The organism is Subdoligranulum sp. APC924/74 (assembly GCF_003324125.1).
GTDB lineage: Bacteria > Bacillota > Clostridia > Oscillospirales > Ruminococcaceae > Gemmiger > Gemmiger qucibialis.
The window spans coordinates 1-12,950 of record NZ_PSQF01000010.1 but is presented as its reverse complement, the minus strand read 5'-3'; the positions used below and the strand labels follow the sequence as shown (position 1 = coordinate 12,950).

The window sequence follows — 12,950 nt, the reverse complement described above, 5'->3', positions numbered from 1 at the left end:
CTATCCTCCGTCCTATCAAAGCGGCATCGGTGTCCGGGCGATCAGAATGACCGCCAGAATCGCGCCCACAAATGCCGCTGCCCCTACGACCGCCAACACCTTTTTGTCGAGCTTCTTCTTCGCTGCCTTGCCAATCAGCGCAGCGCAAGCCATGCAGACAGCCGCAGCAACAAGCGCAATGCCCAGCGTTTCCCATAGCCAAGAAAGTTCATGTAGGATTTTCATGCGATCATCATCTCCTGTTCGTTAAACTGGAATTTATAGTCCTCTCAAAACCAATTTGCTTTTTCTTCTCGAAATACGGGAATATCACTATCTCGATATGGATTGTAATTATGAAGATTGCAACCAAACTCTTTTAATGATTTTATTTTGTTATCCTGTGTCCATACAATTAAAGATATTCCGTCAAATTCTTCAACATTTCCATTATTCATTTTGTTTTTAAAATACCACTCCACGATTGTTTGATTGCCTTGATGAAAAAATTGCTTAATCTCCCAGACAAGAACACTTCCGCGTGTATTCCATTCGTCAAACCAGTGCTTTACCGTTTTGCGGTTTTCATATTTAGGACTCCAACTCTCAGTATATACAACATCATCTGTAAAAATATTGTCAATTCCTAAATCTGCTTTCTTAATCCACATATCAAACCATAATCGGATAATTTTTTCTCTCTCGTTCATAAAGCACCTCCACAACTTCCGATTTGTCTGCCCCTTAAAGTCCAAGTCCTTCAACCCACGCCGCAAGCTCCTGATGCCCGACGTTGCCCTTGAAAACTTTGCCGTCCATCAGCTTTGCGCCTTTGCAGCTCGGCGCAAGGCGTTCGTTCGTCTTGCCAATGCCGCTTCCGCCGGAGGTTGCAAACGGGATGATCGTTTTGCCGCTCAGGTCATAACTCTCAAGGAACGTATTGATAATCGTCGGCGCAACGTACCACCAGATTGGGAAGCCCACAAAGATTGTATCGTAGTCCTTCATGTTGTCCCGCTTCACGGCAATTTCCGGTCGTGAAGCGGGATCGTTCATTTCAATCGTGCTGCGGGCGTTCTTTTCCATCCAGTTCAGATCAGCTTCCGTGTAAGGCACCTTCGGCTCAATCTCAAAGATGTCCGCGCCGATTGCCTCAGCCAGCGTCTCGGCTACCTTTGCAGTCACGCCGGACGCAGAAAAATATGCTACAAGTTTATTACTCATTGTGTTCTTCCTCATCAATCTTTTCATTTCCTTCATTCAGCATGAAGTATAGCAGAGCTTCCAGCAATGTTGCCATATAATGAAGCGACCAGTTTTCTTCCGGCTCTTTTGTCATCTTATCAAGCACGGCTCGAAAAGCCGTGGTACGGTCAATCCTTGTTTCCTCATCAATGCGGTCAAGTATGCCCTTCATTTTCAGGGCGAGTTCTTTTTCCTCGTCAGAAAGCTCCGGTATGCCAAGTAACTCAGATAGTTTCTTGTCCTGCATAATAGCATCGTATTCGATGTATGACTTGTGTTCGGCTGACATCAATTCTTCAAAGTAGTTGATAAAAATATGAACGCGAATGCCACCTTCTTCGTCCGGGGAGAAGCAGACGGTTTGCGATTTTTCTGCAATTTCTTTCAAAAATGCAAGGTCTTCTGAGTCATCGAACTCCGCAAACGGAAGAAACATATTGATTTCCGCGTGCCAACGATGATAGTCCACGATTCCCTTGATATACCCGCGGTGTTGCTTGACAAACGCATCACAGCGTTCCAGAAGATACTCGTAGTTCTTCTTGTCCTCCGGTACAATGATCTTTGGTATCTTGTCCATTGCTTCGGAGTACGCTTTCAGCATACCACAATTAACTGCGCGGTCAAACACCTCATCGCACCATTTATCGTATTCGGCAGACTCGGTTTCCCGGTAATCCTTCTCAAAGATAATATCGTCCATTGCGTTACCCCTTTATGATTTTCTCAAGCTGCATTTTGGTCGCGTTAGGCAGACGTGATTGCAGATGTTTTAGGATACGTTCTTTAGATTCCTGCGGGTCTCAATGATATTACTCATTGCTCATACCTCTTCTTCCTCGATAATTCCGTAGTCAATCAGGACGTTCTCTTCGGCGTACTTCGGGTAGACAATACCCATCATCTCATACCGGTAACGCCTCACCCTGCGAAACGACTTAACCGGTTCCGGTACATAGGCGGCAGTCTCGCAGTGCGCATACTCCGGCATTTCCGCAAGATCATCCCGAACGGCACGGATAAGCGCATCTGCCACATCATCAATGCTTTTGCCGGTCTCCACGGCAACCAGTTCGTGCTTCCGGACCGCCTTGTCCAGATCACCGGGGGAGCGAAACAGCTTATATTTCATATCATTGCCCGTCCTTTCTCTCTATCGTTCTGTCTATTCTTCCTGAAATCTGTTCTTTAGGGACGCAATCATCGCTTGTGCGGCAATGCTTAGATACAAAACTCCAATTTCATAGATAAAGTCGCGGTCGATCACGATAAAGTATTCTCTAACGTGTGTAAAAACCAGTTCCAGCAAGTCCTTGTACAGTGGATCATCAAAGGGCTTGAACCGCGTAAACTTGCTTTTGGCAGCGTCCCATGTCATAGACGCCTCGCCCTCAGCACTGGTCATCGCCTCGCAGAGAATCATGCTGACGCCCATTTTCCCGTTGCCGGTCAGGAGTTCTCCTTCGTAATAGCTGAGAAGGTCTTTCTTGCGTCGGAGCGGAACTACGTCGCAGTTGTCATCCAGCTCAAATGCAATCAGCTCCGCCGCGAGTTCCCGCCAGACCGCATATCCGGCGTTAATGGTTCCGTCCTCTTCGCGGCTGATGGTATCGTCCATGCAATATCGTTCATAGAAGTTGTCTCCGCCAAGCTCGTTGCGGGTGCAGAAGATATGCGCCAGCTCATGCAGAAGAATGTGCTTCAACTCTGCCGGATGACGCGCTATGTCTGTCCGCAGCAGGATCCCGTCCACGCCATCTTCTTTGCCAACGAAAGCGGAAGCGTGAAAGTCAAAATAGCCGTCCTCTTTATATTGATCTGTCAGGCGATCCGGGAAATACTGCTTGCAGAACTGCTCAAAGACTTCCTGCTGGTTTTCCGTCTGAAAGCAGCGCAGCACAAGATTGTCCACTCCGAACTCCGTTCCCAAGCGTTCGTTAAAGATGGAAGCGGCATAGAAAAAGGCTTCTTTATAGTCGTTGTTGTTCATCTAATTGCTATCCTTCATCCTCATTCAGCCCTCCGGTCTGACATTTTTCAGGAAGTCAGAGTGCGGTACATAAGGCAAGTTGAGCTGCCAGCCCATGCGGTTCAGTTCGTTGAGCTTGATCAGCATCAGGTTGATGTTTGTTCCCATTGCAGCCGAGAGCTGCACCACATCGTAGTCCTGCTTCATCAGGTCAATCAGCTCATCATCGTCAATGATCAGGTGTGAGGCAAACGCATTCGCCTCATATTCGTGTTTTGTGCGCATATCGAACAGCACGAACTCCGGGAGCGGTTCGTTTCCTTTGGCAAGATCACGGTGAAAGGTATCATGCCCGATCTCGTGACCGCAAACCATTTGCATGATCAGATACTCCATGTTGGAGTTCAGAAGAATATGCCGCTCTTTATGGCGGTAGGTGTACATTCCGAGCAGATCGTTCAGATTGTCAAGAAAATGGAGATGAATGCCCAGCTCACGGGCAATCTTCAAGGTATCTCTTGTTCCACAGCTTTTGACAATGCTGTTCGCCTTTTTGTATATTTCCTCGGAGCGAATTATCACGGGACCTTCACCCCTTTCATGTTGAAAACAGTCAAAGTAAATCCGTCAAGAAACCGAGACGTAGACAGTTATTCCTCTGCGTCCGTACCGGTCTTCTTGTATTTCTTCGGCGTGTATTTCTCAACATTCCGGGCTTTGGATTCCCAATATATATCCTGCAACGCCTTCATCACCGCATCCTTGTCCTGCTCGGACAGCGTACCGCCCGCAAACAAACCGGACATCCCTTCAATCAGGTCTTTTGCCTGTTTCATGCCACGGGAGCCGTACTGCTCGGATGCCTGAACCACAAACTCTTCGTCCTCGGTCAGCAGATAGTTCACATCCACCTTGAAGTATTCCGCGATTTTTCTGTAAGCGTCCTTGGTACGGGGAAAGGAAATGCCGTTCTCGTACCGGGTAATCATACGCCTGTTGATCCCTAGTGCATCGGCTACTTCCTGCTGGGTCAGCTTCCGCTTCTCCCGTTCAGCCTTGAATTTCTCTCCAAACGTCATTTTGGTAATCACTCCTGTTCACAAAAAGTTTGCGACATCAAATTGCGCAAGTCTATTGACAAAGGCACTTGAAGTGCGTATAATAATGACTGAGCAATCCAACTACTCATAGTATATCCTGAATTGCTCATCCTGTCAAGGGGCATGAGTAGTTGTACACGAAAAAGTTACATCTTTTGAGCAGTTCAAATGGACAGGCATTTATGCTGCCGAAGATCATCCGTACCGGCATACACCGGTATGAGGGAACAGGAGTGAGAAAAACAGAAATGGCTACACAGTACAGAAAAGCATACGTCTCGGTTACGCTGGATGTGGACAAGGAGGGGGCAATCCTCCCTCGCCTTATCTGGTGGGACAACGGTGTAATCTTTCAAATCGACCAGATTCTTTACAAATGCCGCGCCACATCCAAGAAGGTTGGGGGCGGAGGCATCCGTTACACAGTTCAGATTCGCGGAAAGGAGTCATTTCTTTTTCACGAAGGAGACAAGTGGTTTGTCGAAGCAAAGGAGGACAACTGCTCATGATTTTATCCCAGCGCCAACTTGAAGAAATTGCAGCCTCAACAACAAAGGACTTCAATCGGTTCTTTTTCGGGGATGAGGCGGACAAGCCCGACCGATCAGCTTTGCCAACACCCATTGATCAGTTTGCAAAGAATTATCTCGGTCTTCGCGTATCATTCGCCCGTCTCTCGCCGGATGGAAGCATCTGCGGTGTCACTGCCTATGCCGACACTGAGTACAAGATCACGGAACTTGGTATTACGCGCACACTGGCTTTGAAGCGTAATCAGGTCATCTTGGACGAGAGCTTCATTCGATCCGGCAACGTGCAGCGGCTCTGCGCCAAGCGCAGATTTACCCTTGCCCACGAGTGCGCCCATCAGATTCTCTTCCAACTGGAATCGGAAGAGGTAAAGGCTTCCTGCGAAATGAAATATTCCGCACGGACAGCCTATACGCCGCGAGAGCTGAAAACCCGCGAGGACTGGAACGAGTGGCAAGCAAATGTCTTGGGCGCGGCGATCCTGCTTCCTCAAAAAGAGGTTGACCTGGCAATGCGTCGGTTTGCAGAAACGCCGCTGATCAATTACGAGGGGAGGTATTCGTATGGTGATCACTTAACGCTGCGCCTTTTCTGCCGGTTGTTCGGTGTCTCCAAGACAACGGCTTCTATCCGCCTTCGTCAGCTCGGCTACATGGTAGATCGTCCATTCAGTGAGTATGTTGACCCATTGGAGGTGTGGTAATGAAGAGAGCATCCATTCGGGTTCAGGAACCGACGCCGGAGCTGATCGAAAAAATCCGCAGGGCAAGAGTTGCCATTTCCCAGCAAAAGCCCCGATACCTGAAATGTCCCTATTGTCAGCATAATGCCATTGCTGTCTACGAGGACACGAGAGGTCATGTAGAATCCAAGTGCAAGAAATGCGGGCGGATCACAGTCTTTGATGTGCTGAATATGAGAAGACTGCGACCGCGTACCAAGTAAAAACCGGAGGACAAGCCTCTGTTCTAAAATAAAATATATGTCATAGCTGAGCTGTGGAGCCGCCTGATAGGTGAAGTCATCCTAATGCCGCATGAGACAGAGTTTAATTGCTCTGTTTTATCGGCATGGGATTCAAACCTCACCGTCATGCGGCTCTTTTTCTGTCTTCACCCTTCCCGCTGCTCCCGCGCAGCGGAAAGGATGAACAATGAAAATCCCTAAGACCCCTATCGCCTTCGATTACGACCTCTGGACTACGGAGGACGGCAAGTGCATGGTGCGCGTGAAACGAACCGGCGAAGTTTCCGAGGTTGACCGCAAGGTTATGAGAATCCTTCGCGCAGAGGAAAAGCGGATCAGACGCTCGTATGGCTCTGACAACACCTCTGAGGATGAGGACGGCGCAGAGAAAATTTCTGATACCGTGCTGTCCCTTGACGCTATGCCGGAGGACGATGTGAAGTCCGCTGCATGGCTGGCAGACTCCCGCGACTGCATGGAGGAACTGATTACCGCCCTCAAAGAGAAGGAGCTTCTTTCCATTCTGACCGAGAAGCAGCGCGAATTGTATCTTGCGATGACCCGTGAAGGACTGACTCTTCGAGAGTTTGCCCGAAGGAAAGGCATCGGCATCAGAGCTGCATTTGACCTCAAAGCAGCGGTGCAGAAAAAATTTCAAAGAATTTTTTGAGCGGTACTCAACAAACGGCAAAAAGATGTCCGTTGTAAAGTGAAAGGGTCAATCAGACCACTTCACTGCTCCTTGAAAACTGAATAGTTCAGTGCTGCGGATCTTTCCGCTTCTGCGAAGCAACACAGCTTCCGACGCCAAGACCTCCCGAAAGGGAGTGAGCGACCTCCGGAGAGCTATAACAGTCGTGTGGTGCGGCTGCTTGCGACGATGCAGATGCCGGGTATAATGATACTTCCGTCTTTTCTTTGAATGGGCGGCTCGGAGCGATCCTCGGAGGGGTGAGAGTCCCATGATACCGATTGACCATTGGTAGTCCGCAGCATTCCCGGAACTGCAAAGTTCTTCTGGCAGGGGCGCGTGCTGCAAATATGCCGGACAATGAAACAAACCCAAAAGAAACTTACTATATAGTTTCAGGATGAAAACTATGTGGCAGGGTATCTTCACAAGATGCTCTGCCATATCCTTTTGTCCTGAATATTTTCACGAAACAGGAGGTGCTTAGAATATGATGGGCATTGAAACAATGAAAAATGTCAGCCCGAAAACGGTTGACCGAAGCACACTCGTTCAGAGAAGCAGCATCCGGCTTGATCCTGCGGCACCGCGAGAGGACAGGCTGAGGGAGTTCATTAAGCAGATCAGAAATCCCTATTGTTATCTGGACGGAAAAACTGTGGTGAAGATCAGCTTCACCGAGACGGATACGACAATGGAAGATTGTCTGGAACACTATCTGAGAGGTCTTTGATTTATGAACAGTCTGAATCTTTTCGCCCGGTTCTATGGACAAGCGATTGAGCCTGTGGTATAATTTAATCGGTCAAAAAAAGAAGAATACGGATTAAGCCGCTTGCCTTGATGGTCATGTGGCGTTTTCGTGTTCCTCTTCATAAGAGTTGAAGCAAGCCTTCGTCTTTCTGATTTGATGTACCACACCAAACAGAAAAACGGAGGTTATTTTTATGCCAGACAAGGTTTACCGCACGGCGATCTACTGCCGTCTGTCCCGTGAGGATGGAGACAAAGTAGAAAGCAACTCCATCGCCAGCCAGAGAGCCATCTGCGAGGACTATATCGCAAGACATGAGGATTTGGAGCTTGTCTGTGAGCCGTTTGTGGATGACGGTTACAGCGGCGTTTCCTTCAATCGTCCTCAGTTCAAAAAGCTGGAAGAGGCAATCCGCAAGGGTGCGCTTGACTGCATTGTAGTCAAGGATCTCAGCCGCTTCTCAAGAAACTACATCGACGGCGGACGTTACATTGAGAAGATATTCCCGCAGCTCGGCATACGTTTCATCGCAATCAATGATGCGTATGACAGTCTGACCGGTGATCCGCAGTCCGACTCCTTTGTTATCCCGTTCAAAAACTTGATTAACGATTCTTACTGCAAGGACATCTCCATGAAAATCCGAAGCAGTCTGGAAGTCAAGCAGAAGAGCGGTGAGTTCGTCGGTTCGTTCGCCCCTTACGGCTACATGAAATCGCCGGAGAACAAAAACCAGCTCATCGTGGATGAAGCGGTCAGCGAATATGTGCAGATGATCTTTTCCATGTACAAGGACGGCTTCTCCATTGGGCGCATTGCAAAGCGTCTGAACCAGATGGGCGTCCTGTCCCCAATGGAATACAAGCATTCCGCCGGTGTAAAGTTCGATACCGTCTTCAAAACCGGCGATACCGCAAAATGGACATACAAAGCCGTCCAGCGTATTCTCACCAACGAGGTTTATATCGGCGTTCTGGCGCAAGGCAAGCGCGGCACTCCCAACTACAAAGTCCGCGTTGTGAAAAGCAAGGATGAATCCGAGTGGGTCAAGGTAGAAAATGCGCATGAAGCTCTTGTGTCCTACGAGGACTTCATGGCAGTCAAGGTCATGATGCAGCGGGATATGCGCTGTTCGCCCGATCAGGACGAAGCGCATCTGTTTTCCGGCTTCCTGTTCTGCGGAGACTGTCAGCAGCCAATGATCCGCAAGACCGTCCCGTCGAAGACGAAAAAGTATATCTACTACGTCTGCTCCACCAATAAGCACACCCGGACGTGCAGCCCGCACAGCATCGCCGCAAAAGAGGTTGAAGAGAAGGTCTTCCGTGCCATTCATGACCAGATCGAGCTTGTCATCAATCTGGAACACGCGCTTGCGATGATAGAACGGCTTCCGCCTCAGAGCCGTAAGGCTTTCAATTACGAAGCTCAGATCGCCAAAATCGAGGAAGAGATTGAACGGTACCAAAAGCTCAAGCTGGGGCTTTACGAGAACTTCATCGGCGGCGTCATTGATAAATCGGAATACTTCGAGTTCCGCAGCAGCTACACCAAAATCATTGAGGACAAACAGGAGGCACTTCTGCGGGTCAAAAAAGAAATGAAGCAGACGGTGACAACCGGCACGACCGAACGGAACTGGGTAACGCTTTTCAAGCAGTATGAAAACGTCGAAGAACTGAACCGCCGTGTGCTGATGTCCCTTGTTGACCGCATTCTGATTCACGAAAACCATGCAATCGAAATCGTCTTCAAATACAGGGACGAATACCAGCAGACGATTGAATACGTTCTCGGCTATGCCGATGAACTGGATATTGCCGTATAAAGGAGGGATGAGCAAATGGCAAGAAAAAGCAGAAAGCAAATTGCAGTCGAAGAGCCGGTTATCGAATGTGTTTCTTCCGAGGTCTTCTCAACAGCCATCTATGCCCGTCTTTCCGTTGAAAACAGCGGCAAGTCCGAAAAGGTGGATGTCATCGCAAATCAGATTGAGATTTGCAAGTCCTACATTGCAGAGCGTCCCTACCTGAATCTGATAGATACCTATGTGGACAACGGACGAACAGGAACGGTTTTTGATAGACCGGAGTTCAACCGGCTGATGAACGACATCCGCACCGGCAGGATCAAGTGCCTTGTAGTTCGTGATCTCAGCCGGTTCGGGCGTGACTACATCGAGGCTGGAACCTATCTGGAACGGGTCTTTCCGCAGATCGGGCTTCGGTTTATCGCCATCAAAGAGAACTACGACAACTTTGATACGGACGGCTCCGGCGAAAGCCTCATTATCCCTCTGCAAAACATGATCAACACCCTTTACTCGAAGGACATCTCCCGCAAGGTTTCTACTGCGCTCAAAGCACAGATGGAAAGTGGAGAGTTCAAGAAGCGCAATCTCCCGTATGGTTATCGCTGGGATGAAGAACACAGCAATATGGTTTTCGATGAAGAAACCGCACCGATTGTCCGGAAGATTTTCCAATGGAAAATTGAAGGACTGTCCCTTCCTGCGATTGCAGACCGGCTTGATGCAATGAACGCGCCCAATCCGGAGTTTCAGAAGTATCAGGTCGGCGTCCGCACAGGCAATGCTACGGCAAAGAAGATTTGGAACAAGTCTTCACTGACTACCATTCTGGATAATCCCCATTACGTCGGAGATACCGTTCTCGGACGGACGCTGAACGCCATCTACAAGGGCGTCAAGAATCAGCACATTGACCGTGAGGAATGGATTGTTTTTCCCAATACTCACGAGGCGATTATCTCCCGTGAGGACTTCCAGAAGGTACGAGAAATGCGGAACGCTGCTGCAAGGACAAGGGTTGAGAAGATGGAGCGCACGGAAGAAATCCGCGCTACGCTGATCAATCTCTTTGAAGGCAAAATCGTCTGCGCAGACTGCGGCAAAAAGCTCTACTTCCATCGCAAGCGCGTTGACAAGCGCAAGGACGGCGCATGGTACGCCTTCTATGAGTGCAGTTCATCCGTCAAGCGCGGCAATCTCTGTACGCCACACTATACGCGGCAGGACAAACTCGAAGCCGATGTGCTTGCGGCGATTCAGCTTCAAGTCAAGGCGGCTCTCAATTACGACAAGCTGCTTGCCAAACTGAGAAACAGCGAAGGTGAACGCAGCATCCGAGATCAGCAGAATGCGCTCATTACAAGCCTGAATCTGAAACTCAGCGGTATTTCCAAGAAGCGTACCCGTCTCTATGAGGACTTCACGGAAGGCGTTCTCGATGAAGAGGAATACGCCTTTGCCAAGAAAGCCTACGATGAGCAGTATGTCGATCTTTCACGGCGGTTGGATGAAGCGGTTCAGCGGAAGGTAAAGTTTGCCGAGGCAATGTCCGAGGACAATAAGTGGCTCACGCTGATGAAATCTGCCAGCGGCGCAGCAAAACTCTCTCAGGAGTTAGTTGACGAGTCCGTAGAGCTTGTGAAAGTCCATGAGGACGGCTCAATCGAGCTGGTCATGAAATACGGCGATATTTACGCTCTGACCGTTCAGAGTATCAAGGAAGTACAGGAGGCGATGTAAATGAGCAAGGAATACAACATCGGCATCTACATCCGCCTCTCAATGGCTGATGAAGATACCGGCTATGGCAGCAAGGCGGAAAGTGACAGCATCGGCAACCAGCGTATGCTCATCAATCGCTTTCTCGACAATCATCCGGAGTTGTCTCACTGTCAGCGGTCTGAGTTTGCGGATGACGGTTATACCGGCACGAACTTTCACCGTCCTCAGTTCACGCAGATGATGGAGAAGGTCAAGCGCGGCGAAATCGATCTGATCTGCGTCAAAGACTTTTCCCGCTTTTCTCGTGACTACATTGAAACGGGGAACTATCTGGAATGCACTTTTCCATTCATGGGCGTCCGCTTTATTTCCATCAACGACGGCTATGACAGCGACGATTACAAAGGCACAACGGGCGGTCTGGAAGTGGTTATGCGCAGCATCATCTACGCCGCATACAGCAAAGACCTTTCCGTAAAGACCACATCGGCAAAAATCCAGATGATGAAGCAGGGCAAGTATGTCGGTGGCTACGCCCCATACGGCTACGTCCTGCATCCCACCATTCGGAACAAACTTGCCGTAGACCCGGAGGCGGCTGATGTGATCCGTCGTATTTTCCGCGAGGCGCTGGAAGGCAGCAACACCTCTCAGATCGCCCGCAGCCTGAATGATGAAGGCATCCCGACGCCGGGGCAATACTTCAAGAGCAAGCATCCCGACAAGAAGAAGTTCAGTAACATGAGCGAGAAAATCAGTTGGGAAACCGTGATGGTCTATAACATTCTCAAGAACCTTGTTTACACCGGAACACTGGTCAGCCGCAAAATGAAGTCCTGCGGTGTCGGCTCAAAAAAGCGTGTTGTCAATGAGCCGATTATCGTAGAAGGAACGCATGAAGCTATTATCAGCAAGGAAGACTTTGAGCTTGCTCAGAAGGTCATTCGAGGCGGAGGACGGAATCCCACGCGCAAGCAGCATGACTATCCGCTCAAGGGACTCGTCCGCTGCGGTAACTGTAAACGTGCTATGACACGCCGAAAGAACAAGGCTGGCATTCGATACTTCCAGTGCATTCACTCGGTCAACAACGGAAACACAGACTGTCCGGTTGGCAGGAGCTTTCCGGAAATGGATATTGAGAAGGTTGTCTTCCATGCCCTTACTCAGTTTCTTGCTTTGGCACAGAAGGAAGCAATACAGAACCGCGAAGTCGGTGATCTGCGGAAATCTGCCATCAAGGAATGTGCTGATAAAATCCGCACTCTGCAAAAGCAGAACGAGCAGCACAAGGCGTCCAAGCTGAGGCTCTACGAGAAGTATGCAGCCGGAAGAATCACGAAGGAGGCGTACATTCAGCAGAAGGCGGCAGCGGATGTGAAGATTGCTGAAAACGATGGAGCAATCCAGCGCAGTCACGAGCGGATGAAGGAGCTTGACTCCGAGACCGCCTGTTCAGATGAAAAGCTGGATGCGGTCTGCGAACAGTACGCCGACTGCAAAGCTCTGACCTATGAGCTGACCCACGCATTCATTTCTGCGGTCTACATTTACGATCTTGACAACATAGAAATCGTCTGGAAGGTCAAGGACTTCCTCACTACCTCAGAAGGAGAAACCAAATGAAAGTATTTCTTTATATCCGCGTTGCCTGTGCGGATCAGCTTGCGGCAGCAGACCAGCGGGAAGAGCTGGAACGCTATGCGAAGGACAAAGGCTATGAGGTGGCTGCTGCTGTGGCGGCAGACGGCATCTCCGGCGTCCATACGGAAGGTATCATGAACTTCCTGCTGAATGAAGCAAAGCGTCAGGACATCGGTACGATCCTCACCCGCGACACCTCGCGAATCAGCCGGGACACTTCCTCTTTCATGAGGTTTGAGCGAAAGTTCCGGGAGAACGGCATCCGGTTCGAGTATCTGTCCAAGCCTGACAACGAGCTTCCGGTCACTCCGATGATGGAGGCGTTTGAAGCGGCGTATAAGAAACGTCGCACAAAGAACGGCAAAAGAGCATAGAGAAACGCAAGCCGTTCACGGGTGGTTGTCCACCTATGAACGGCTTGTAAATTCTCAAAATTTTTTTAGTCCCTACTTGACACAAGAAGATATGTCGAGGTTAGGGCGAAACTACCTGCAAGTGGGAATGTACACGGAAATGATTTTCCCACAGAAAGGTGTCCG

17 protein-coding genes are annotated in these 12,950 nt (G+C 49.5%); 9 read left to right on the top strand and 8 right to left on the bottom strand.

What is annotated here, in order from left to right; all coding sequences use genetic code 11:
- Positions 1–15: 15 nt before the first annotated feature.
- From C4885_RS04740 to C4885_RS04705, 8 genes are all read right to left on the bottom strand, one after another.
- A complete protein-coding gene (locus C4885_RS04740) occupies positions 16–225 on the bottom strand; it encodes a hypothetical protein (protein WP_006573505.1) in 210 nt (69 codons plus the stop codon).
- Between the two features lie 44 nt (positions 226–269).
- A complete protein-coding gene (locus C4885_RS04735; protein WP_006573504.1) occupies positions 270–689 on the bottom strand; it encodes a nuclear transport factor 2 family protein in 420 nt (139 codons plus the stop codon).
- Positions 690–723: 34 nt separating this feature from the next.
- On the bottom strand, positions 724–1,203 hold the full coding sequence (locus tag C4885_RS04730) for a flavodoxin (RefSeq protein ID WP_006573503.1): 480 nt from the start codon (positions 1,201–1,203) through the stop codon (positions 724–726).
- A complete protein-coding gene (locus C4885_RS04725) occupies positions 1,196–1,927 on the bottom strand; it encodes a hypothetical protein (RefSeq protein ID WP_006573502.1) in 732 nt (243 codons plus the stop codon). The genes C4885_RS04730 and C4885_RS04725 overlap by 8 nt, the downstream gene beginning before the upstream one ends.
- Positions 1,928–2,047: 120 nt before the next feature.
- Positions 2,048–2,356, bottom strand: coding sequence for a hypothetical protein (locus tag C4885_RS04720; RefSeq protein WP_006573501.1), 309 nt, complete (start codon positions 2,354–2,356; stop codon positions 2,048–2,050).
- 33 nt (positions 2,357–2,389) lie between these two features.
- Entirely contained in the window at positions 2,390–3,214 is an 825-nt protein-coding gene (locus tag C4885_RS04715; protein ID WP_113999251.1) for a hypothetical protein, read from the bottom strand.
- A gap of 24 nt (positions 3,215–3,238) precedes the next feature.
- Positions 3,239–3,703 carry an ImmA/IrrE family metallo-endopeptidase gene (locus C4885_RS04710; protein ID WP_223385148.1) on the bottom strand — a complete coding sequence of 155 codons (465 nt, stop codon included), beginning with the start codon at positions 3,701–3,703 and terminating at the stop codon, positions 3,239–3,241.
- Between the two features lie 140 nt (positions 3,704–3,843).
- Positions 3,844–4,272, bottom strand: a complete 429-nt coding sequence (locus tag C4885_RS04705; RefSeq protein ID WP_005934745.1) for a helix-turn-helix domain-containing protein — start codon at positions 4,270–4,272, stop codon at positions 3,844–3,846.
- A gap of 203 nt (positions 4,273–4,475) precedes the next feature.
- Between C4885_RS04705 and C4885_RS04700 the strand changes: the two genes are divergently transcribed.
- The 9 genes from C4885_RS04700 to C4885_RS04660 all read left to right on the top strand — a co-directional run bounded on the left by C4885_RS04700 (position 4,476) and on the right by C4885_RS04660 (position 12,785).
- On the top strand, positions 4,476–4,802 hold the full coding sequence (locus tag C4885_RS04700; protein ID WP_033119693.1) for a hypothetical protein: 327 nt from the start codon (positions 4,476–4,478) through the stop codon (positions 4,800–4,802).
- Positions 4,799–5,527, top strand: coding sequence for an ImmA/IrrE family metallo-endopeptidase (locus C4885_RS04695; protein WP_008816141.1), 729 nt, complete (start codon positions 4,799–4,801; stop codon positions 5,525–5,527). Before C4885_RS04700 ends, C4885_RS04695 begins: the two co-directional genes overlap by 4 nt.
- Positions 5,527–5,769 (top strand): hypothetical protein, encoded by a 243-nt coding sequence (locus C4885_RS04690; protein WP_005934741.1) that lies wholly within the window; start codon positions 5,527–5,529, stop codon positions 5,767–5,769. Before C4885_RS04695 ends, C4885_RS04690 begins: the two co-directional genes overlap by 1 nt.
- A 208-nt stretch (positions 5,770–5,977) precedes the next feature.
- Entirely contained in the window at positions 5,978–6,460 is a 483-nt protein-coding gene (locus C4885_RS04685) for a hypothetical protein (RefSeq protein ID WP_005934739.1), read from the top strand.
- Between the two features lie 511 nt (positions 6,461–6,971).
- Positions 6,972–7,214, top strand: coding sequence for a DUF6870 family protein (locus C4885_RS04680; RefSeq protein ID WP_006573495.1), 243 nt, complete (start codon positions 6,972–6,974; stop codon positions 7,212–7,214).
- Between the two features lie 214 nt (positions 7,215–7,428).
- A complete protein-coding gene (locus C4885_RS04675; protein WP_113999250.1) occupies positions 7,429–9,063 on the top strand; it encodes a recombinase family protein in 1,635 nt (544 codons plus the stop codon).
- Between the two features lie 15 nt (positions 9,064–9,078).
- Entirely contained in the window at positions 9,079–10,785 is a 1,707-nt protein-coding gene (locus tag C4885_RS04670) for a recombinase family protein (RefSeq protein ID WP_113999249.1), read from the top strand.
- Positions 10,786–12,393 (top strand): recombinase family protein, encoded by a 1,608-nt coding sequence (locus C4885_RS04665; RefSeq protein ID WP_113999248.1) that lies wholly within the window; start codon positions 10,786–10,788, stop codon positions 12,391–12,393. It begins immediately after the preceding gene.
- Complete coding sequence (locus C4885_RS04660) at positions 12,390–12,785, top strand: recombinase family protein (protein WP_005934733.1); 396 nt, start codon at positions 12,390–12,392, stop codon at positions 12,783–12,785. Before C4885_RS04665 ends, C4885_RS04660 begins: the two co-directional genes overlap by 4 nt.
- Positions 12,786–12,950: the final 165 nt, after the last annotated feature.